This is a genomic window from Aeromonas piscicola (genome assembly GCF_000820005.1).
Lineage (GTDB): Bacteria > Pseudomonadota > Gammaproteobacteria > Enterobacterales > Aeromonadaceae > Aeromonas > Aeromonas piscicola.
Genome location: NZ_CDBL01000071.1, coordinates 160,130 through 181,001, shown reverse-complemented (window position 1 = coordinate 181,001; position 20,872 = coordinate 160,130). Strand labels below are relative to the sequence as shown.

At 60.7% G+C, this 20,872-nt stretch carries 17 protein-coding genes; 9 read left to right on the top strand and 8 right to left on the bottom strand.

Features of this window, described 5'->3' with window-relative positions; all coding sequences use genetic code 11:
- Positions 1-9: 9 nt before the first annotated feature.
- From BN1128_RS17965 to cyoA, 4 genes are read right to left on the bottom strand one after another with little or no spacing between them, the layout of a single operon-like run.
- On the bottom strand, positions 10-342 hold the full coding sequence (locus tag BN1128_RS17965; protein ID WP_042871243.1) for a cytochrome o ubiquinol oxidase subunit IV: 333 nt from the start codon (positions 340-342) through the stop codon (positions 10-12).
- Positions 343-957 carry a cytochrome o ubiquinol oxidase subunit III gene (locus tag BN1128_RS17960; protein WP_042871241.1) on the bottom strand — a complete coding sequence of 205 codons (615 nt, stop codon included), beginning with the start codon at positions 955-957 and terminating at the stop codon, positions 343-345.
- A gap of 4 nt (positions 958-961) precedes the next feature.
- The gene (cyoB, locus tag BN1128_RS17955; protein WP_042871239.1) at positions 962-2,938 is read right to left on the bottom strand and encodes a cytochrome o ubiquinol oxidase subunit I; all 1,977 of its coding nucleotides are present in this window, start codon (positions 2,936-2,938) and stop codon (positions 962-964) included.
- 3 nt (positions 2,939-2,941) lie between these two features.
- Complete coding sequence (gene cyoA / locus BN1128_RS17950; protein WP_082030468.1) at positions 2,942-3,967, bottom strand: cytochrome o ubiquinol oxidase subunit II; 1,026 nt, start codon at positions 3,965-3,967, stop codon at positions 2,942-2,944.
- 609 nt (positions 3,968-4,576) lie between these two features.
- Here cyoA and BN1128_RS17945 point away from each other — a divergent pair.
- On the top strand, positions 4,577-6,502 hold the full coding sequence (locus BN1128_RS17945) for an NAD(P)-binding protein (RefSeq protein WP_042871235.1): 1,926 nt from the start codon (positions 4,577-4,579) through the stop codon (positions 6,500-6,502).
- Complete coding sequence (locus BN1128_RS17940; RefSeq protein ID WP_042871233.1) at positions 6,499-7,704, top strand: c-type cytochrome; 1,206 nt, start codon at positions 6,499-6,501, stop codon at positions 7,702-7,704. The genes BN1128_RS17945 and BN1128_RS17940 overlap by 4 nt, the downstream gene beginning before the upstream one ends.
- A 99-nt stretch (positions 7,705-7,803) precedes the next feature.
- Here the strand turns inward: BN1128_RS17940 and BN1128_RS17935 are convergent, their stop codons facing one another.
- Positions 7,804-8,139, bottom strand: a complete 336-nt coding sequence (locus BN1128_RS17935; RefSeq protein WP_042871231.1) for a DUF3634 family protein — start codon at positions 8,137-8,139, stop codon at positions 7,804-7,806.
- Positions 8,140-8,294: 155 nt separating this feature from the next.
- The gene (locus BN1128_RS17930) at positions 8,295-9,263 is read right to left on the bottom strand and encodes a nucleoside hydrolase (RefSeq protein ID WP_042871229.1); all 969 of its coding nucleotides are present in this window, start codon (positions 9,261-9,263) and stop codon (positions 8,295-8,297) included.
- Between the two features lie 264 nt (positions 9,264-9,527).
- Between BN1128_RS17930 and BN1128_RS17925 the strand changes: the two genes are divergently transcribed.
- Entirely contained in the window at positions 9,528-10,085 is a 558-nt protein-coding gene (locus tag BN1128_RS17925; RefSeq protein WP_042871227.1) for a HutD family protein, read from the top strand.
- Between the two features lie 32 nt (positions 10,086-10,117).
- On the opposite strand, the gene BN1128_RS17920 is transcribed toward BN1128_RS17925, so the two are convergent.
- Together BN1128_RS17920 and azu are read right to left on the bottom strand one after the other, a co-directional pair.
- On the bottom strand, positions 10,118-10,321 hold the full coding sequence (locus tag BN1128_RS17920) for a hypothetical protein (RefSeq protein ID WP_005312679.1): 204 nt from the start codon (positions 10,319-10,321) through the stop codon (positions 10,118-10,120).
- Between the two features lie 212 nt (positions 10,322-10,533).
- Positions 10,534-10,974 carry an azurin gene (azu, locus tag BN1128_RS17915; protein ID WP_042871224.1) on the bottom strand — a complete coding sequence of 147 codons (441 nt, stop codon included), beginning with the start codon at positions 10,972-10,974 and terminating at the stop codon, positions 10,534-10,536.
- 330 nt (positions 10,975-11,304) lie between these two features.
- Between azu and BN1128_RS17910 the strand changes: the two genes are divergently transcribed.
- The 6 genes from BN1128_RS17910 (at position 11,305) to BN1128_RS17885 (ending at position 20,865) form a co-directional block, all read left to right on the top strand.
- Positions 11,305-12,345: an FAD:protein FMN transferase gene (locus BN1128_RS17910; RefSeq protein WP_042871222.1), complete on the top strand. Its 1,041-nt coding sequence runs from the start codon at positions 11,305-11,307 to the stop codon at positions 12,343-12,345.
- A gap of 110 nt (positions 12,346-12,455) precedes the next feature.
- The gene (locus BN1128_RS17905) at positions 12,456-14,102 is read left to right on the top strand and encodes a tetratricopeptide repeat-containing response regulator (RefSeq protein ID WP_042871219.1); all 1,647 of its coding nucleotides are present in this window, start codon (positions 12,456-12,458) and stop codon (positions 14,100-14,102) included.
- 60 nt (positions 14,103-14,162) lie between these two features.
- Positions 14,163-15,125, top strand: coding sequence for an ion channel (locus BN1128_RS17900; RefSeq protein ID WP_042871217.1), 963 nt, complete (start codon positions 14,163-14,165; stop codon positions 15,123-15,125).
- Positions 15,126-15,380: 255 nt separating this feature from the next.
- Positions 15,381-16,187 (top strand): exodeoxyribonuclease III, encoded by an 807-nt coding sequence (gene xthA, locus BN1128_RS17895; RefSeq protein ID WP_042871215.1) that lies wholly within the window; start codon positions 15,381-15,383, stop codon positions 16,185-16,187.
- 340 nt (positions 16,188-16,527) lie between these two features.
- Positions 16,528-17,727, top strand: coding sequence for an efflux RND transporter periplasmic adaptor subunit (locus tag BN1128_RS17890; protein ID WP_042871213.1), 1,200 nt, complete (start codon positions 16,528-16,530; stop codon positions 17,725-17,727).
- A 9-nt stretch (positions 17,728-17,736) separates the two neighbouring features.
- Entirely contained in the window at positions 17,737-20,865 is a 3,129-nt protein-coding gene (locus tag BN1128_RS17885) for an efflux RND transporter permease subunit (RefSeq protein ID WP_042871212.1), read from the top strand.
- The last annotated feature ends 7 nt before the right edge of the window (positions 20,866-20,872 follow it).

Genomic DNA, 20,872 nt, shown 5'->3' with positions numbered 1-20,872 from the left:
TCAAGCCGCTCAGTGAACCATCATGTTGATGTTGAGGTTGTACATGATCCACAGGGAACCCACGACCACGATGGCGATGATGAGCACGGTAAACACCAGTGCCACCAGGTTCCAGCGCTCCTCTGACGAGGTGTTCATGTGCAGGAAGTAGATCAGATGCACGAAGATCTGCACCACCGCCATGGCTACCACTGTGCCCAGCACCACGGCGTGGGAGGCGGAGCCATCCATCACCATCCAGAACGGGATCGCGGTCAGGATGAGTGACAGCACGAACCCTGTCATGTAGGACTTGACGCTGCCGTGGCTGGCGCCGTGATTGTCAACGGTATGATTGCTCATTTACATGACCCCCATCAGATAGACCACGGTGAAGACGCAGATCCACACCACGTCCAGGAAGTGCCAGAACAGGCTCAGGCACATCAGGCGAGTACGGTTGCGCTCGGTCAGCCCCTTCTTGCTGATCAGTACCATCATCACGATGATCCAGACCAGGCCACTGGTCACGTGGATCCCGTGGGTACCGACCAGGGTGAAGAAGGCGGAGAGGAAACCGCTGCGCTGCGGGCCGAAGCCTTCGGCGATCAGGTGATGGAACTCGTAGATCTCCATAGCGATGAAGCCGGCGCCAAGCAGGAAAGTCACCAGCAGCCAGGTATTGACCGCGGAAACCTTGTTCTTGTTCATTGCCAGCATGCCGAACCCGAAGGTGATGGAGCTCAGCAGCAGCAGCATGGTTTCAGCGAACACGAACGGCAGTTCGAAGATGTCCTTGCCGCTCGGGCCACCGGCGGTGCCGTTGACCAGGACTGCATAGGTTGCGAACAGGGTCGCAAACAGGATGCAGTCACTCATCAGGTAGATCCAGAAGCCGAACACCTTGGTGGCACCGGCATCATGGTGCCCATGATCGTCATGGGCGCCGTGAGTGTGATGTAGAACGTCAGTCGCCATGGAATTAAGCCACCTTGTTGAGATTTTCAAAATGCTGACGCTCGATCCGCTCGATCTCGTCAACCTGCACGTAGTAATCCACGTCCTCATTGAAGCTGTGGATGATCCAGGTGGCTATCATGCCGACGAAGCCGGCGATGGCCATCCACCAGATGTGCCAGATCATGGCGAAACCGAACACCACGCTGAAGGCAGCGATGATGACACCGGCACCGGAGTTTTTCGGCATGTGGATCGGGTCATAATGTTTGGGTTGCTGATAGGCAGAACCATCCTGCTTGGCTTCCCAGAAGGCATCCAGACCGGTGATCTTCGGCTCGATGGCGAAGTTGTAGAAGGGCGGCGGGGAAGAGGTCGACCACTCCAGGGTACGGCCACCCCAGGGATCGCCCGTCAGATCGCGGTTCTTCTCGCGGTCACGAATACTGACCACCACCTGGATCACCTGGCACAGGACGCCGATGGCAATCAGGCCGGCACCACAGGCAGCCACCACCAGCCAGCCGTGGAACTCGGGATCTATGTTCTGGCTGACCCGACGGGTCATGCCCATGAAGCCCAGCACGTAGAGCGGCATGAAGGCCACGAAGAAACCGGTGATCCAGAACCAGAAGGCACGCTTGCCCCAGACGTCATCCAGCTTGAAGCCGAACGCCTTCGGGAACCAGTAGGTGATGCCGGCGAAGCAACCGAACACCACGCCACCGATGATGACGTTGTGGAAGTGGGCGATCAGGAACAGGCTGTTGTGCAGCACGAAGTTCGCAGCCGGTACCGACAGCAGTACCCCCGTCATGCCACCCACGGTGAAGGTGATGATGAAACCGACGGTCCACAGCATGGGCGAGGTGAACTCGATGCGACCGCGGTACATGGTGAACAGCCAGTTGAAGATCTTCACCCCGGTCGGGATGGAGATGATCATGGTGGTGATGCCGAAGAAGGCATTCACGTTGGCACCCGATCCCATGGTGAAGAAGTGGTGCAGCCAGACCACGAAGGAGAGCACGGTAATGGCAATGGTCGCCCACACCAGGGAGGTGTAGCCGAACAGCTTCTTCTTGCAGAAAGTCGCCACCACTTCGGAGAAGATCCCGAACACCGGCAGCACCAGGATATACACCTCGGGGTGACCCCAGGCCCAGATCAGGTTGATGTACATCATCATGTTGCCACCCATGTCATTGGTAAAGAAATGGGTACCCAGGTAACGGTCTGCGGTGAGCAGGGCTATGGTGACGGTCAGGATCGGGAAGGAGGCGATGATCAAAATGTTGGCGCACAGCGCGGTCCAGGTGAACACCGGCAGCCGCATCATGGTCATGCCGGGGGCACGCATCCTGATGATGGTGGCAAAGAAGTTGACGCCGGTCAGCAGGGTGCCCAACCCCGAGATCTGCAGACTCCAGATCCAGTAATCGACCCCGACCCCGGGACTGAACTCCTTGCCCGACAAGGGCGGATAGGCCAGCCAGCCGGTCTGGGCAAATTCACCGACCCCGAGGGAGACGTTGATCAGCACCACGGCAGCAGCTGTAAACCAGAAGCTCAGGTTGTTGAGGAAGGGGAAGGCCACGTCACGGGCACCAATCTGCAGCGGCACCACTATGTTCATCAGGCCGATCACCAGTGGCATGGCCACAAAGAAGATCATGATGACGCCGTGGGCGGTGAAGATCTGGTCGTAGTGGTGGGGTGGCAATATACCTTCGCCACCGGCCGAGGCCATCACCTGCTGGGTACGCATCATGACCGCATCGGCAAAGCCACGCAGCAGCATGACCATCCCCAGGATAAGATACATGATACCGAGACGCTTGTGATCCACAGAAGTGAACCACTCTTTCCACAGATACTGCCACTTGCCGAAATAGGTGATCAGCCCGGCGATAGCCAGCCCGCCCAATAAGATAGCGGCTATCGTGACCATGATAATGGGTTCATGGTACGGGACAGCGTCGAGCGTTAATTTTCCAAACATCAATTATTCCTCGGATCCTGCTTTCACACTCTTGTCATCCATCGGCATGGCCATATGCCCGGCATGATCCATCTGTGCATCATGGGTCATCTTGTCATGGTCCATTGCTTGATGATCCAGGGTGTCGCCATGCTGCATGGCACCCTCGTGCGCCATGCCCTGGTGCTCACCCGATTTCATGTCGCCCATGAACTTGTTGATCACATTGACGAACAGGGCCGGGTCGGCACTGGCGAAATACTCCACCGGGTTGTTCTGGCTCTGCTTGGCCAGGGCCTCGAACTCGGCCATGGTGGCGAGCATCTTGGGTGACTGTTTCACCTTGGCGACCCAGGCATCGAAGTCAGCCTGATCCCGCGTGGCGATGGCCTTGAACTTCATGCCGGAGAAACCGGCGCCGCTGTAACTGCCGGAGATCCCCTTGTATTGGCCCGCCTCGTTGGCAATGAGATGCAACTTGGTCTGCATGCCCGCCATGGCGTAGATCTGACCGCCCAGCTGGGGAATGAAGAAGGAGTTCATCACAGTGTCGGAGGTCACCCGGAAATTGACCGGGGTATTGACCGGGAAGGCCAGCTCATTGACCGAGGCGATGCCCAGTTCCGGATAGACGAACAACCACTTCCAGTCGAGGGAAATAACATCGACCTGGATCGGTTTGACATCCGATTCCAGCGGTTTATAAGGATCCAGCGAGTGGGATGTTTTCCAGGTAATGACCGCCAGGATGGCGACAATAATGACGGGTACGGTCCAGACGACCGCTTCAATCTTGTTGGAGTGAGACCAATCCGGGGTATATTTGGCATTGGTATTGGATGCTCTGTATTTACGAGAGAATGCCACTGCCATAATAATCACAGGAATCACTACAATTAACATCAGCCCGATGGCCGTTAATATCAGTGATTTCTGTTCCAGACCAATCTGCCCTTTGGGGCTCATTAGAGCCATGTCGCAACCACTGAGCAAGCCGGTTGTCGCGAGCAACAGCAAGGCGCCCAAGCCCCTTTTTACATCAGGTCTCATGCCGTTTCCTCATCTTCGCAAGGCGTAAAGTTGTAATAAAAACGCATCATTCTATTGCATCGGGGGGGTATGTGAACAACATGAAAAATTAATCCCGAACTTGTGTTCGGTTTGGGATTGACCTGTGAAGCATGTTAATACCTTGACGGCAAGGCATTTATCAATACCGACACATCATGAATTCATCATTCACTGACTTTATTTCATCCAATTGTTGCTGATTGAATAGACAGATAGCTATTTGTCCTTGTATTTGGCATGGTTAAATCACCTCATTTTTTGCTATCTGTATAAAATACAGACGCTATTTTTGGCGGCAGCACCGAACAGGGTGATAATCCAATGGAGCTCAATGCGGACCATAATTAATCAAATTAAACCATAATTAATTCCATGGATTTGATGGGGCCATTGTACGCAAAGATGCATGTTCCATGCATTTCTTCCAGCCTACACCATCACAGGACTCATCATTTTGTTTAATAAGTTATTATCAAAGCCATGGACTCCATCCGGATATGGCGTTAGGTTGCGCCCCTTCGTTACCAAGCCAGTCACGAATTCAACCTATCCCATTTCTCATTTGACTCTTTTACAACAGGGATTGCCATGAGTATCACACGCAGAGACTTTCTCAACGGCGTAGCCATAGCGATTGCGGCCGGTGTCGCCCCCATCAATCTGCTGCAAGCAGCGCAAGGCGGCAGCACATTGGCCGACAAGACGCTGGCCTATCCGCCCGCCCTCACCGGCCTTCGCGGCAACCACCCGGGCTCCTTCGAGCCGGCCCACAGCATAGCCCGCGACGGCAAGCAGTATGACTTCGCCAATGTCCCCCTTGAGGGTGAGTATGATCTGGTGATCGTCGGTGCCGGGATAAGCGGCCTGGCCGCCGCCTGCTTCTATCAGCAATTGCTGGGGGCGGATAAAAAGATCCTGCTGCTCGACAACCACGACGATTTTGGCGGCCACGCCAAGCGCAACGAGTTCACCACCCCCGATGGCCTGCGACTGGGCTACGGCGGCAGTGAATCCCTGCAATCGCCGCGCTCCGTCTACAGCCCCATCGCGCTCGGGCTGCTCAAGGCGCTTGAGGTCAATATCGACGAGCTGGCCAAGGGCTTCCAGCAGACCTTCTATCCCGATCTGGGGCTGAGCCGCGGCGTCTATTTCGACGAGCAGCACTTTGGCGTCAACAAGGTGGTGAGCGGTGATCCGGGCCACAACGTGGCCGACGACATCCCCCGCGATCGCTTGAACGGCCGACCGCTGGCGGAGTTTATCGGTGACTTCCCGCTCAACGAGAGCGACCGTGCCGCCCTGCTTGCCCTGCACGAATCGAAGATCGACTACCTGAGTGGCATGACCCGCGAGCAGCAGGACGAGTGGGTCACCCGCAACAGCTACACCACCTTCCTGCGCGACAAGGTGGGGCTCAGCGAACGGGCGATCACTTACTTCCAGCAGCGCACCAACGACTTCCAGGCGGTCGGCATAGACGCCACCGCCTGTGCAGATGCTCGTCTCTGTGCCCTGCCGGGCTTCGATGGGCTGGATCTCACTCCCCTCGATGCCGAGGAGCAGGCGGAGCTGGACGATCCCTACATCTTCCACTTCCCGGATGGCAACGCCGGCCTGACCCGCTTGATGGTGCGCAAGCTCATTCCCCAGGTGGCCCCCGGCCACACCATGCAGGATGTGGTGCTGGCCAAGTTTGACTACGGCAAGCTCGACCTGCCGGAGCACAAGGTGCAACTGCGCCTTGGCAGCACGGCGTTGCAGGCGAAGAACGTGCGCCTCGCCGACGGCAAGCTGGCGGTGGATGTTACCTATATCAAAGAGGGGAAACTGCATCGGGTACGGGCCAAGCAGTCAGTCATGGCCGGCTACAACATGATGATCCCCTACATGGTGCCCGAGCTGCCGGAGCCCCAGAAGGAGGCGCTGCGCCAGAATGCCAAGGCGCCGCTGGTCTACACCAAGGTGGTGATCAAGAACTGGCACGCCTTCGTCAAGCTGGGGGTGCACGAGGTCTATTCCCCGGCAGCCCCCTACAGCCGGGTCAAGCTGGACTACCCGGTCAACCTCGGCGGCTACGAACATCCCAAGAGCCCGGATCAGCCCATGTGCCTGCACATGGTCTATGTGCCGACCCTGCCGGGCAGCGGTCTCTCGTCCCGCGAGCAGTCCCGCAAGGGGCGCGCCATGATCCTCGGCATGCCGTTCGAGCAGCATGAGCAGATGATCCGCGAACAGCTGCAGGGAATGCTGGGCAGCGCCGGTTTCAACCATGAGCAGGATATCCTCGCCATCACGGTCAACCGCTGGTCCCACGGCTACTCCTATATCACCAACACCCTGTTCGATGACGAGGCGCAGTGTGAAAAATGGATTGAACTGGGTCGCCAGCCCATCGGCAACATCACCATAGCCAACTCCGACTCGGACTGGAGCCCCTATGCCCACTCCGCCATCGATCAGGCCTGGCGCGCGGTCAACGAGCTGGTCGCCATACAGAAGGGAGGTGCCCAATGATTCGCGCCCTGTCACTGACCGCCAGCGCCCTGCTGCTGGCCCTGCCCACCCTGGCTGCACAGGCTGCGCCCGCCATGTCGGCGGGGGAATATGTTGCCAAACTGGGGGATTGCACCGCCTGTCACACCAGCGAAACCAGCCAGCCGCTGGCGGGCGGCAAAGGCTTTCCAACCCCCATCGGCACCGTGTTTGCCACCAACATTACTCCCGACAAGACCCACGGCATCGGCAACTACAGCCTGCCGGAGTTCATCAAGGTGATGCGCGAAGGGGTGGCCCGTGATGGTCACCAGCTCTACCCGGCCATGCCCTACACCGCCTACGCCAAGATGAGCGATACAGATCTCGAAGATCTCTACCACCATCTGATGAAGGAGGTGCAGCCGCTGGCCATCGCCAACAAGGAGAGCGATATCCCCTGGCCGCTCAACATGCGCTGGCCGCTGATGGGCTGGAACTGGGTGTATCACGACGACAGTCGCTTCACCCCGGTGGCGGGCAAGAGCGAACAGTGGAACCGCGGCGCCTATCTGGTGCAGGGCGCCGGTCACTGCGGCAGCTGCCACACCCCACGCGGACTCGGCATGCAGGAGAAGGCGCTGACCGAGGCAGATCCCCTCTATCTGAGCGGCGCCACCCTGGATGGCTGGTATGCCCCCAACATTCGCGGCACCCGCTACGACAAACAGGCGCTGATCGATCTGCTGAAAACCGGTCGCAGCCAGCATCAGGCAGTCTCTGGCCCCATGGCGGAAGTGATCACTCACAGCAGCCAGTACTTCAGCGACACAGATCTGGCCAGCATAGCCACCTATCTCACCGAGATCGGGGACCATACGCCGCCAGCCCCAGGCAACCGGGCCTACGCCAACGCGGGCGGCAAGGCGGACTATGCCATGTACTGCTCCACCTGCCACGGGGTCAACGGTCAGGGCAATGATGGGGTGATTCCATCGCTGGTGGGCAACCAGACAGTGCTGGCCGACGATCCTGCCAGCCTGCTCAACGTGCTGCTATACGGCGCCGAGACCCCCATTACCCAGGGTCATATCGGCTACCACATGCCGGGTTATGGCTGGACCCTCAACGACGAGCAGGTGGCCGGGCTGGTCAACACATTGCGCGCCTCCTGGGGTAATGAAGGGGTGGCCATCAAACCGGCAACCGTCAAGGCGCAGCGCGAGCTGCACGGCAAGGAGTAAAACTCCGGCGCCAGTGCAGCACCATTGCATCGCGCAGCACCATAAAAACGGGCCTCCACTGGAGGCCCGTTTGCTATTGGTGAACTGCAAGGCTGGGGATCACCCCTTGCGCGGTTTTGACCCCGGCTGAGGCGCCGCTGGCTGGCGGTAATCGGCATAGGGGAAGACATTGCGAAAACGCTGGGCCACCGGCTCGGGGATGGAGCGGGAGAAGACCAGCTTGACGCCGTCTCCGTCACGCTGACCCAGAATGCGGCCCCGCACCGTCTCATGGCGCAATATCTGCTTGGCATGCTCAATGAACGCGGGAGACACCTTGCCCCGCTTGACCACCAGCTTGCCCGGCGCAAGCCGGATCTCGAACAGGGCGCCCCGCCCCAGCTTCATCAACCACCAGATCAGAGCAACCGCCACCAACAAGGATAACCAGGCCATCTATTTCCCTCCTAACCACTCGATATCCGCACGCCAGTCAGGGCCATCTTGTTCCCTCCCGACCGGGCCATAGCTGCCAGTATAAGCCGCCATTGAGCCCGATTGTTTGGCGGGGATCACAGCCGCGCGTCATCTGAGCACTATCCAAGCGCAACTCAGCAATCCTTGCCCCAGGCCACCAGCGTCTCGCGATAGAGCGCCAGCAGCGCCTGATCCCGCACCGCCACCCCGACCTGCTGGGCACGATAGTCGACCCAGCCGTCGTGGGGATGGGACTTGCCATCGAATTTTTGCAGGGTATGGCCGATGGCTGGGCCCTCGTTGATGACCCGCACCGGCCCTTCCCGCAGGGTGAACAGGGTCGGATCTATCACATAGGCGATGGCGGAGGGATCGTGCACGTGGCAGCCATCCAGGCCGATGCGCTCCGAGTAAAAGCGCAGGTAGAAGCGGCTCACATCCCACAGGAAGCGGCCCGGCTCGCCCGCGTCATCGCGCAGCGCATCCAGATAGGCGCTGCTGAAGAAGCTCTGCTGGGTCACGTCCAGCCCTATGATCACCACGGGCCAGTCGGCGGTAAACACCCGGTCGGCGGCGTCGGGGTCGTCGTGAATATTGGCCTCGGCATAGGGGGTCACGTTGCCGCGATGGCCGTTGACGCCAAAGGCGCCCCCCATCACCACCACCTGCTTCACCAGGGTGGTGATCTCGGGCGCCTCCTGCAGTGCCAGCGCCAGGTTGGTGAGCGGCCCTATGGTGACCAGGGTGATCTCGCCAGGCGCGGCCTTCACCGCCTCGACGATATATTGCCAGGCGGGTCTGGGATCCGCCGTGATGGTCACCTCCCCCGCCTCCATGTCCCCCAGCCCGCTCAGGCCGTGCACGACCGTGGTCGGCCCCACCGGCTCGCGGCGCAGCGGGGCCACGGCGCCCTGGGCCACGTCCGCCTTCATGCCATATTTCTGCTTGAGCCAGAGCGCGTTGCGGGTGCCGTTGTCTATGGTGGCATTGCCAAACACTGTGGTGATGGCGAGCAGCTCGATGGCAGGGTGCGCCTCGGCAAACAGTATTGCCATGGCGTCGTCGATACCGGGATCCGTATCCAGAATGATTTTGTGGGCCATGGGGCCTCCAGACAACAAGAGAGTTGCCAGTGTAGCGGCCTCCCGCCCGTTTAACAGCGCAGGGATCACAGCCTGAGGGTTTCACCCGACCCGGCCCCGTCGAATGACGGTATTTTGAGCAGGCCGGGTGGCAGACAGACCAATGCGCCTAAATAGTGGCCAACCGGACGAAAGCAAACCGCCGCTGCCTTGTGAGCCGGCCTGGGGGATGGTATCACTTGGCCTCATTGCCCACTTATCTCACCCCACTGCCGAGGCGCCATAGTGATCACCCTGATTAAAGAGTCTGACCAGCTGAAGATGCCCTGGAAGAACAAGCAGGGCACCACTGCCCAGATCCTCATCGCTCCCAGCGGCGCCACTCTGGACAAGCTCGACTTTGACTACCGGCTGAGTTCGGCCCCCATCAAGGCCGCTGGCCCCTTCTCCAAATTTCCCGGCTATCAGCGCATCCTGCTGCCCATCAGCGGCGCCGGCTTCGTGCTCAACGGCCACCCCTATGCCACCTTCGAGGCGGCCCACTTCAGCGGAGATGACGAGACCCACTGCGAGCTGCTGAAAAAAGAGGTGACGGACCTGGGGCTCATTTATGATCCCTCGCGCATCAGCGCCAACGTGCGAGTGCTGAATCTGCCCTTCCCGCTCACCCTCACCCTGGAGGTGGACAAGACCTACCTCTGCCACCTGCTGAGCGGTCAGCTCACGGTGCAGGATCAGGCCTTGGCGATCAACGAGACCCTGGTGGTCAACGGCGAGGAGAGCATAAGGCTGGAGTGCCAGAAGAAGACGGCCATCGCCTTCTTTACCCTGCAAACCCGATAAGGAAGAGGCCCGCGCAGGCCCAGGTGTCGGGCTCAACGTTTGGGGGCGCGGCCCCCGCTGTCGAGACAGGCCTGCATGGTGTCGTAGGGAACATAATGCTTGGTGCGGCTGTAGTAGGTGCCGCCCTGGGGATGGCAGATGCCGTTGCGGCTCTTCTTGACCGGGGGCTCTGCCGCCAGCGCCAGGGCGCACACCAGCATCAGGCAACAGCTGACCACCCATTTGACTGCTCTCATTACCCACATCCATTCTGAGTCTGGGGCGACAAGCCCCGCTTGCGGCCTATTCTATCCCGTCCAGGGCGCAGCCACGCCTCGCCAGATCACGAAATGAACCATTCATTCAATCGCTTGGGTCCTCTGCACCGCGCGATCGGCACAAGGTGCGCATCATGAAAAAAGCCGGGACAGCCCGGCTTTTTTCCTTCATGACCACCCGGACAAGCGGCTTAACCGATCTTGAAGGTGCCCTTCATCATGGCGAAGTGGCCGGGGAAGGAGCAGAAGAAGGTGAGGTCTTTACCGGCCAGGCCGTCGGTCTTGAAGGTGACGCTGGTGCTCTCGCCACCGCCCACCAGCTTGGTGTGGGCCAGCACGCGCGGATCATCCTTGGGCAGGTAGTTGTTGTCGGCACCGGCACTCATGCCTGCGGTGGCCACGGCCTGATAGTCGGCGGTATTCGCCAGCGCCCAGTTGTGGCCCATGGCGGTCACCGGCATCTTGCCGGTGTGATTGAGGGTCACTGTCACCTCTTTGCAGGTAGCAGGTACGCTCATCTCTTTGAGGTTGTACTGCATGGCATCATTGCCTTCGATGACCAACGCGCACTCATCGGCCAGAGCCGGGGCCGCCAGGGTACTCAGAAACAGCAGGGTAATCGCCTTTTTCATCATCCTCTCCTTTGATTGGCAATAGATGGCAACACGATTGCCTGCAGGCTAGCGCCCGGACTGGCAAAGATGCTGTCAAAATCGACCTTATTCTACTCAAATGTTGTCAATCGGCTATGGCTTTAGCGCAAAGCTGCGGGTCAGGTCACCCGATTGACCTTATTCACAACAGACGCTGAGCCTGAATGGATACGCACCGCCCCCTATCCCGGCCCACCCCTGTTTAATTTTCTCCCGCCATTTTCCACACGGCCACTCGCCAGCCGCCAGCCGCTTGGCTAAGCTGGCGGCCCATGGCACAAAGCCCTGTTCAAGATAGAGATATTGCTTATGTCGTTTCCCCCGGTATTGGCCCTGCGCGGCCTCTTGCTGACCCTGGTGCTGGCGCTGACCGCCTGCCAGCCTGCGCCGACCCAGACCCGCATTCAGGGCAAGACAATGGGTACCTATTATGTGGTGACGGTGAGCGATCCCTTCCCGGGGGGCGAGCCCGCGCTGCAACAAGAGGTCGATTCCCTGCTGGCGCGGATGAACCACGAGATCTCCACCTACGATCCGAATTCCCTCATCTCCCGCTTCAATCAGAGCACGGGCAAGCAGCCCACTGTCATTCCGGCGGCCATGGCCAGGATAGTGCAGCAGGGCATGGATGCCGGGCACCTCACCCAGGGCAAGCTGGACGTTACAGTGGGGCCGCTGGTCAACCTGTGGGGATTCGGCCCGGACAAGCGCCCGATCAAGCGGCCAGATGCCGGGCAAATTGCCGCAGCCCGCCTCAGGGTGGGCATAGACAAGCTGAGCCTGACGCCAGAGGGGGATCACTTCCTGCTCGGCAAGACAATCCCGGCGCTCTATCTCGATCTCTCTACCCTGGGTGAGGGCGCAGCCTCGGACGAGATCGCCAGCCTGCTCGAGAGCAAGGGGGTACACAATTATCTGATCGAGGTGGCCGGCGCCGTGCGCAGCAAGGGCAACAACGGCAAGGGCAACCCCTGGCGGGTGGCCATCGTCGAGCCTTCCGATCAACCGGGGGCCTTCTCCGATGTGGTGAGCCCGAACGGCATGGCGCTCAGTACCGCCGGCAGCTATCGCAACTATTACGAGCTCGATGGCCAGCGCTACTCCCACATCATAGATCCCGCCACGGGTGCGCCTGTGACCCACAAACTGGTCTCCGCCAGCGTGATCACCCCGACCGCACTGGAAGCCGACGCCCTCGACACGGCGCTCATGGTGATGGGGCCAGAGCAGGCCATGGCCTTCGCCAAGGCACATCAGTTGGCGGTCTACCTCATCATCAAGACGGAGCAGGGCTTTCGGGCCGACTACAGCTCGCAATTTGCCCCCTATCTGGTGCAGAAAAAGCCATGAATAACGGGGCTTTGCCGAAAAACAGGGTACCCACCCCATGTTCAATTGCCTGTCTGCGCGCTTTGGTGGCACACTTCTGTTATCCGCCCGTAGCGCCCTGACCCAGACAGATGCAGACACCGGAACCCGAGCCAGAAAAAAAAGCCCCGCCCAAGCCCAAGCGCATCCTGCTGGTCAACGAACAGCGATCCTTTCAGGTGATGATGAAGGCGATGCTGATCAACATCGGCATCAATCGCATCACCTATGTCAACTCGGCCGAGGAGGCCAGACGGCGCTGCCAGAAAGAGACCTTTGACATCTACCTGCTCGATTACGAACTGGGGGTCGGCGAGAACGGCCGCCAGCTGCTGGAGAGCCTGCGGGATCAGAAGCTCATCCCCCCCCAGAGCGTGGTGATCATGGTGAGCGGCGACAGCTCCCGTGCCATGGTGTTGAGCGCGCTGGAGGCCGAGCCCGACGAATACCTGATGAAGCCCTTCTCCCAGGAGCAGTTCTCGTTTCGCCTCAAACGCGCCCTCGCCCGCCGCCTGGCGCTGGAGAGCGTGTTCAGCGCCCTCGCCCAGGACGATCTGCCCACCCTGCTGGCCGCTTGTGCCGAACGGGCCGATGCGGTGCCGCGCTTTGCCAACTTCTGCCGCTGCCTGCAGGCCGATACCCAGCTCAAGCTGGGGCAGGCCAAGGAGGCGCGCAGCCTGATGCGCCAGCTGCTGGCCGGCCAGGAGAACAGCTGGGCCCGGCTGACCCTGGGCAAGGCGTGCCATACGCTCGGACTTAATGAGGAGGCGGTGAGCCACCTGCAGGCGACCCTCAAGAACACCCCGCTGATGGTGGAGGCCCACCTCTGGCTGGCGGAATCCCAGCTGGCGCTCGGCAATGACGAGCAGGCCCAGCAAGAACTAAGACGGGCTGTGGACATCTCCCCCCAGTCGGTACAGCTCTCCCGCCGGTTGGCGGAGGTGTGCCTGCTGCGCCACGACTACGCCCAGGCCAAGGACGTGCTGCTGTCGCTCATCGACTTGTCGCGCAACTCCATCCATCGCACTCCCCACTATCTGGGGGCCTATATCCAGGCGCTGACCCTGTACGCCCTCAACAGCAACGACATCTACCACATCGCCAACCTGCAAAAGCAGGTGAACTCGGCGCTGTCGCGCATTCGCGATTCGCTGATGATGTCGGAGTTCAACTACCCGGTGTTCGAGCAGATCTGCCAGGCCCGGGTGCAGATCGCCCTGGGCGAGCTGCTCAAGGGCAAGAAGATGCTCTATCGCGCCAACCAGAACTGGCTCGATCAGCCGGGCACCATGCCCCCCAGCCTGCTGGGCGAGACCATACTCGCCCTCTACCAGCTCGGCGAATTCGAATATGCCGAGACGCTGCAGGCGCTGCTGGCGGAGGATGAAGACCGGCTGCTCACCACCTGCATCCAGGCCACCCGCGACGACAAGACGGTGCTCGAGCGCCGCCAGCGTTACCAGCAGCTCAACGAACTGGGCATCAAGGCCTACCAGAGCGGCGAGCTGGAGCAGGCCCTGGGCCACTTTCGCGAGGCGCTGCGCCGGGCCCCCGCCAATACCGGTGCCGCCCTCAACAAGATCCAGGTGCTGCTGCAACTGATGCAGAAAAACCGCAAGAGCCCGGAGTTTGGCGCCGAGTGCAAGGAGACGCTGGAGGTGCTGGACGGCATCCCCCTGAACCCGGCACAGCAGGATCGTTTTCGCAAACTGCGTCAGGAGTTTACCCAGCTCAGTTGACCCCGGCCACGGCCCGCTCGCCTATGCTGATACAGACTCGGCGAGGGGAGGAAACAGACGATGGCCATGTGTCGATATCTGGTGGCGGACGGGCGCCACTGCAGCGAGGAGGCAGGGGAGCATGAACTGTGCCGCTGGCACTATCCCCACGCCGATCATCAGAGTCCCCATACCGCTCGCGAGCTGGAGCACTACATCCAGCAAGGTGGTCTGTGCCACGGCCTGCAACTGGCCCGCGCCAACCTGGCCGGCCTCAACCTGGTGAAGAAAGGTGCCCCGCAGGGCTTCTTGCTGGAACAGTGCAACTTCTATCGCGCCAACCTGCAGGGAGCTCACCTCTATGGCATCCGCATCAAGGGCGGCAGCCTGATGAAGGCGGATCTCAGCGACGCCAACCTGCACTGCGCCGAGCTTGACGACGTCAACCTGCTCGGCATCCGCTGGCACAACACCCGGCTCGACAACCTCAACACCGGCAAACGGCTGATGCAGGAGCGGCGCGGCCGCAAGGAGCGCGATCCCGTGCAGGCCCGCATCTGGCTGAAAGAGGCCGAGGAGACCTACCGGGATCTGCGCAAGGCCTCGGAGGCCCAGGGCATCTTCACCATGTCCGGCCGCTACATACAGCAGGAGCTCACCATGCGCCGGCTGCAGTTGCCGCTCTGGTCGACCCAGCGCTTCACTTCCTGGATCGTCGATCTCTTCTGCGGCTATGGCGAGGCGCCCATGCGGGTGGTGCTCTTCTCTCTGCTGCTCATTTTCATCTGCAGCATCTTCTACTTCTTCTTTGGCCTCAGCTTCAACGGCAACCACCTCATCTACCGGCCAGACGCCCCCCTGGAGCAGAACGCCATCTTCCTGCTCGAGTGCCTCTATTACAGCGTGGTGACCTTCACCACCCTGGGTTACGGGGACTTCACCCCCATAGGCCTGTCACGGCTCTTCGCCGCCTTCGAGGCCTTCACCGGCAGCTTCACGCTGGCGCTGTTTGTGGTGGTGTTTGTCAAGAAGATGACCCGCTGACAACCTGCCCACGATCTTGCTGCGAGGCTGTGATCAAGGCTCATGTGCAGCTCGGAATCCTCACGTATATCTATACGCTCCGGTTCCTGCGCTGCGCTTCACCTTGCTGACAGCCTCTCGCGACAGATCGTGAACAGGTTACCGAAAGCCCTATAACCGGCAGAGGAGCTGTGCCGAGCCCCCTCCGGGAACTTGCATCCACCGCCGATTACTAGTCCAATAGCGACTTATAAAAATGACATGAGCATCCCGAACATGAAGATCATCTCTTTCAATATCAATGGCCTGCGCGCCCGTCTTCATCAGCTGCAAGCCATCATCGACAAACACCAGCCGGATGTGATCGGCCTGCAGGAGATCAAGGTGCACGATGAGGCCTTCCCGCTGGCGGATGTGGAGGCCATGGGCTATCACGTGGAATTCCACGGCCAGAAGGCCCACTACGGGGTGGCCATCATGAGCAAGCAGAAACCGGTCGAGGTGCAAAAAGGCTTCCCCACGGATCCGGAAGATGCCCAGCGCCGCATGATCATGGCCACCTTCAAGCGTGAAGATGGCTCCCTCATCAAGGTGATGAACGGCTACTTCCCCCAGGGCGAGAGCCAGGATCACGAGACCAAGTTCCCGGCCAAGCAGAAGTTCTACGAGGATCTGCAGCACTATCTGGAGACCCACCACACCCCGGACGATCAACTGGTGCTGATCGGCGATGTGAACATCTCTCCCACCGATCTCGACATCGGCATCGGCGAGGCGAACCGCAAGCGCTGGCTGCGGGATGGCAAGTGCTCCTTCCTGCCCATCGAGCGGGAATGGATGGAACGGCTGAAAGGGTTCGGCCTGACCGACACCTTCCGCGCCGCCAACCCCACCGAGTGCGAGCGTTTCTCCTGGTTTGACTACCGTTCCAAGGGCTTTGACGAGAATCGCGGCCTGCGCATCGACCTCATCATGGCCTCCAACGCCCTCAAGGACGCTGTGACCGAGACCGGCATCGACTACGAGCTGCGCGGCATCGAGAAACCCTCAGACCACGCCCCCATCTGGGCCTGCTTCGCCTGATGACAACACACAGTGGGGACGTTTGACGCCCCCACTGTGACCCGGCCCCCACTTCCCCGCCCTTTTCCTTCTTATAATGCCCACCAGACCACCCGCGCCGCGCACAACGCTTATAGTGAGTGCGTCTGCCGCCGGGACACAATTTGTCGCTGGCTCGTCTCTCTGCCGCCATTGGCACTGATAACTTCCATCCCCGAGCAGCTTGGGTTCAATATTCGTGCTCTATCATGAAAAATTGTCAGTAATCCAATGAGTTGAATTTGTAACCATGCTGTTGATGATGTCAGTTCAGAAGAAAGGTGTGCACGGCGATCGCTGTCCATCCAACAGGAGTGTGATGATGAAGGTGCAAAACGTCAGGGAAGCCAGGTTCAAGCGTTGTGGTATTGCCCTTGCACTGGCCGGCCTGTTGACCGCCTGTGGCGACGAATCGACCGCCGGTGCCCAGGCGCTGCCTCCCGTGCCCGTGGTGGTGGCCGAGGTCAAGCTGACCGATGTGCCCCTGACCGCCGAGATGGTGGGTGAAACCGCCGGTTTTCGCGAAATCGATGTACGCTCCCGGGTCAGCGGCATACTGCTCAAGCGCACCTATGTGGAAGGTCAGCCGGTCAGCGCCGGCCAGGAGCTGTTCCTGATCGACCCCGAGCCCTACAAGGTGGCGCTGGAGCAATCCAGAGGCACACTTGCCCAGGAGCAGGCCCGTCTCAACAAGGCCCGTGCCGATCGGGATCGCATCATCCCCCTGTTCAAACGCCAGGTGGTGAGCCGCAAGGACTATGACGACACCATAGCCAACTACGAGGCCGCCGTCGCCAGCCATCAGGCGGCCCAGGCCAAGGTGAAGGAGGCAGATCTCAACCTCAGCTACACCCAGGTCACGGCCCCCATCAACGGCATGGCGAGCAAGAGCTCCCAATCCGAAGGCAGCCTGATCTCTACCAGCGGCGAAAATGGCCTGCTCACCACCATCACCCAGTTCGACCCGCTCTACGTCAACTTCTCCTACTCGGAGCAAGATCGTCTCAACTTCGAGAACTCGGTGAAAAAGGGATTGATTGAGGCCAAGGATGCCACCACCTGGCGCACCCATATCCGCCTCTCCGATGGCTCCCTCTACCCGGAAGCGGGCAAGCTCAACTTCTCCGACAGCCGGGTCGATCCCCAGACCGGCACCATCCGTGCCCGCGCCATCTTCGACAACAAGAAAGGCGCCCTGCTGCCCGGCCAGTTCGTGCGCATGACCATCGATCTGGGGCTGCGCAAGAACGCCATCCTGGTGCCGCCGCGGGCCATAGTCCAGTCCCAGGCCGACCGCATGGTGATGGTGGTGGATGCCGACAACAAGGTGGTGCCACGGCCGGTCAAGCTGGGTTCCGTGGTCGACAGCGGCGTGCTGATCGACAGCGGACTTGCGCCCGGCGAACGCTACATAGTCGAGGGGTTGATGAAGGCCCGTCCTGGTTCCGTGGTCAAGCCGGTTTCGGCCGCCGAGATGAAGGCCATCAGCGCCAATATGGTCAGCCAGGCCGCGGCCAAGTAAGGAGTTCGTATGTTTTCCAAGTTCTTCATCGAACGTCCCATCTTCGCCAGCGTGATCTCCATCATCATAGTGCTGGCTGGATTGGCGGCGATGCGATCCCTGCCCATAGAGCAGTATCCGCAGATAACGCCGCCCGTGGTGTCGGTGACCGCCTTCTACCCGGGTGCAACCCCCGAGGTGATCTCCCAGACGGTGGCCGCACCACTGGAGCAGCAGATCAACGGCGTGGAGCGGATGCTCTACATGCAGTCCGGTTCGGCCTCCAACGGCCAGATGAACCTCAACATCTATTTCGAGATCGGTACCGATCCGGATCAGGCCACCATCAACGTCAACAACCGGGTCTCGGCCGCCATGGCCCAGCTGCCGGAAGAGGTCAAGAAGCAGGGGGTGACGGTCAAGAAGAAATCGACCTCCATCCTGCAGGTGGTCACCCTGCAATCCCCGGGCGGCACCTTTGACACCACCTATCTGTCGAACTACGCCCTGCTCAACATCATCGACGAGCTCAAGCGGATTCCCGGGGTCGGCGACACTACCCTGTTCGGCGGCACCGACTACGCCATGCGCATCTGGCTCAGGCCGGACCGGCTGGCCCAGCTCGAACTCACTCCGAGCGACGTGATAGGCGCCATCCGCGAGCAGAACACCCAGTTTGCGGCCGGCAAGATAGGCGCACAGCCCACCACGGCCCCCATCGACTTCACCTACACGGTGCAGACCAAGGGGCGCCTCGAGGATGTGAAAGAGTTCCAGAACATCATCATCCGTTCCATGCCGGACGGCTCGAAAATTCGGGTCAAGGACGTGGCCCGGGTCGAGCTGGGCGGCAAGGATTACGACCTGCTGGCCAAGGCCAACGGCAAACCCGCCATCGGTATTGCCACCTACCTGCAACCGGGCGCCAACGCCGTGGCGGTGGCCGATCAGGTGCATGCCACCATGCTGCGCCTCAAGGAGCGCTTCCCGCAGGACGTCGAGTACCAGATCCCCTACGACACCACAGAGTTCGTGAAGATCTCCATCGAGGAGGTGGTACACACCCTGTTCGAGGCGATCCTGCTGGTGTTCGTGGTGGTCTACCTGTTCCTGCAGAACTTCCGCGCCACCCTGATCCCCTGCATCGCGGTGCCGGTATCACTGATCGGCACCTTCGCCGGCATGCTGGTGCTGGGCTTCTCCATCAACCTGCTGACCCTGTTCGGCATGGTGCTCGCCATCGGTATCGTGGTGGATGACGCCATCGTAGTGCTGGAGAACGTCGAGCGGATCATGCAGGAGAAGAAGTGCTCGCCCAAGGAGGCCGCCATCCTCGCCATGCAGGAGGTATCCGGCCCTGTCATCGCCATCGTGCTGGTGCTGTGCGCCGTGTTCCTGCCGGTCGCCTTCATGGGCGGCATGACGGGAGTCATGTACAAGCAGTTCGCCATCACGGTCGCGGTGTCGGTGGCCATCTCAGGCCTGGTGGCGCTGACCCTCTCCCCTGCCCTGTGCGCCGTGCTGCTCAAGGAGGGGCACCACAAACCGGCCCGCTTCTTCGTCTGGTTCAACAACGCCTTCGATGGCCTGACCCGTCGCTACGTGCGCGGGGTCGCCTTCCTCAACCGTCGGGTCGGAGTGGCGTTCACCATCATCGCCTTCATCCTGGTCTCCATCTACGGCCTGCTGCTGAAGGTGCCCGGTGAGCTGGTACCGAACGAAGATCAGGGCTACCTGCTCTCCGCCGTCATGCTGCCGGATGCGGCCTCCCTCACCCGTACCCAGGCGGTGGCGAACGACTTCGACCGGATGGCGATGGCCAACCCCAACGTCAAGGACGTCATCACCTTCTCGGGCTTTGACATCCTCTCCAACGCCATCATCAGCAACAGCGGCATCAGCTTCATCACCCTCAAGGACTGGAGCGAGCGCCAGGGCACGGGGCAGGACTCCTTCTCCCTGGCCAAGACCTTCCAGGGCATGAGCCTGATGGGGCTGGCGGATGGCTTCGTCGCCTCCTTCAACCCGCCGCCCATCACCGGCATGTCCACCACAGGCGGGCTGGAGGCCTATCTGCAAAACCGCAGCACCGGCAACGCCCAGGCCTTCTCGGCCGAGGTGCAGCGCTTCCTGGAAGCGGCCAAAGAGCGCCCCGAGTTCGCCAGCGTCACCTCCACCTATCGCGCCAACGTGCCCCAGGTCTATCTCGATCTGGATCGCGAGAAGGCCAAGGCGCTGGGGCTGCCCATCAATGCGGTGTTTGACACCATGCAGGCCACCTTCGGTCAGGTCTATGTCAACGACTTCAACCAGTTCGGTCGTACCTACCGGGTGCAATTGCAGTCCGAGGCAGACTACCGCGCCAAGAAGAGCGACATCCGCAACGTCTATGTGCGCTCCGACAAGGGGGAGATGATACCGCTCAGCAGCCTGGTGACGGTACGCGATGCCACAGGCCCCGAACTGGTGGAGCGTTTCAACATCTTCCAGGCGGCCAAGATCATGGCCCAGCCCGCCCCCGGCTACAGCTCGGGTCAGGCCATTGCCGCACTGGAGGCCGTGGCCAACGAGTCGCTCGGCAACGACGCCAAGCTGGAGTGGACTGGGTCTGCCTATCAGGAGAAGGCGGCCGCAGGCAGCGCCGGCACCGCCTTCGGCTTCGGTATCGTGATGATCTTCCTCATCCTGGCCGCCCAGTACGAACGCTGGAGCCTGCCGTTTGCGGTGATCACGGCAGTGCCATTCGCCCTGTTCGGCGCCCTGCTGGCGACCTGGCTGGTGGGGCTCACCAACAACGTCTACTTCCAGATAGGGCTGGTGACGCTGGTCGGGCTGGCGGCCAAGAACGCCATCCTGATCGTGGAGTTCGCTGTGATGAAGCACGAGGAGGGAATGAGCCTCATCGAGTCGGCACTGGAGGCGGCGCGCCTGCGTTTTCGCCCCATCGTCATGACGTCGCTCGCCTTCATCCTCGGTTGTGTGCCGCTGGTCACCTCCAGCGGCGCCGGCGCGGCGAGCCGCCATGCCCTCGGCTGGCCGGTGATCGGCGGCATGCTGGCGGCCACCTTCATCGCCATCTTCTTCATCCCGCTCTTCTTCCGCCTCATCATGAAGCGATCGGAACGACCCGGCGCCCCAGCGCCTCAGCAGAAACTGTGACACAAGC

What these genes read in the sequence shown, in the direction of transcription:
- BN1128_RS17890 (WP_042871213.1), top strand. Translation starts at nt 16,528, where the DNA reads ATGAAGGTGCAAAACGTCAGGGAAGCCAGGTTCAAGCGTTGTGGTATT.
- BN1128_RS17930 (WP_042871229.1), bottom strand. Translation starts at nt 9,263, where the DNA reads ATGGCCCACAAAATCATTCTGGATACGGATCCCGGTATCGACGACGCC.
- BN1128_RS17945 (WP_042871235.1), top strand. Translation starts at nt 4,577, where the DNA reads ATGAGTATCACACGCAGAGACTTTCTCAACGGCGTAGCCATAGCGATT.
- BN1128_RS17920 (WP_005312679.1), bottom strand. Translation starts at nt 10,321, where the DNA reads ATGAGAGCAGTCAAATGGGTGGTCAGCTGTTGCCTGATGCTGGTGTGC.
- azu (WP_042871224.1), bottom strand. Translation starts at nt 10,974, where the DNA reads ATGAAAAAGGCGATTACCCTGCTGTTTCTGAGTACCCTGGCGGCCCCG.
- BN1128_RS17935 (WP_042871231.1), bottom strand. Translation starts at nt 8,139, where the DNA reads ATGGCCTGGTTATCCTTGTTGGTGGCGGTTGCTCTGATCTGGTGGTTG.
- xthA (WP_042871215.1), top strand. Translation starts at nt 15,381, where the DNA reads ATGAAGATCATCTCTTTCAATATCAATGGCCTGCGCGCCCGTCTTCAT.
- BN1128_RS17940 (WP_042871233.1), top strand. Translation starts at nt 6,499, where the DNA reads ATGATTCGCGCCCTGTCACTGACCGCCAGCGCCCTGCTGCTGGCCCTG.
- BN1128_RS17885 (WP_042871212.1), top strand. Translation starts at nt 17,737, where the DNA reads ATGTTTTCCAAGTTCTTCATCGAACGTCCCATCTTCGCCAGCGTGATC.
- cyoB (WP_042871239.1), bottom strand. Translation starts at nt 2,938, where the DNA reads ATGTTTGGAAAATTAACGCTCGACGCTGTCCCGTACCATGAACCCATT.
- BN1128_RS17910 (WP_042871222.1), top strand. Translation starts at nt 11,305, where the DNA reads ATGTCGTTTCCCCCGGTATTGGCCCTGCGCGGCCTCTTGCTGACCCTG.
- BN1128_RS17965 (WP_042871243.1), bottom strand. Translation starts at nt 342, where the DNA reads ATGAGCAATCATACCGTTGACAATCACGGCGCCAGCCACGGCAGCGTC.
- BN1128_RS17960 (WP_042871241.1), bottom strand. Translation starts at nt 957, where the DNA reads ATGGCGACTGACGTTCTACATCACACTCACGGCGCCCATGACGATCAT.
- cyoA (WP_082030468.1), bottom strand. Translation starts at nt 3,967, where the DNA reads ATGAGACCTGATGTAAAAAGGGGCTTGGGCGCCTTGCTGTTGCTCGCG.
- BN1128_RS17905 (WP_042871219.1), top strand. Translation starts at nt 12,456, where the DNA reads ATGCAGACACCGGAACCCGAGCCAGAAAAAAAAGCCCCGCCCAAGCCC.
- BN1128_RS17900 (WP_042871217.1), top strand. Translation starts at nt 14,163, where the DNA reads ATGGCCATGTGTCGATATCTGGTGGCGGACGGGCGCCACTGCAGCGAG.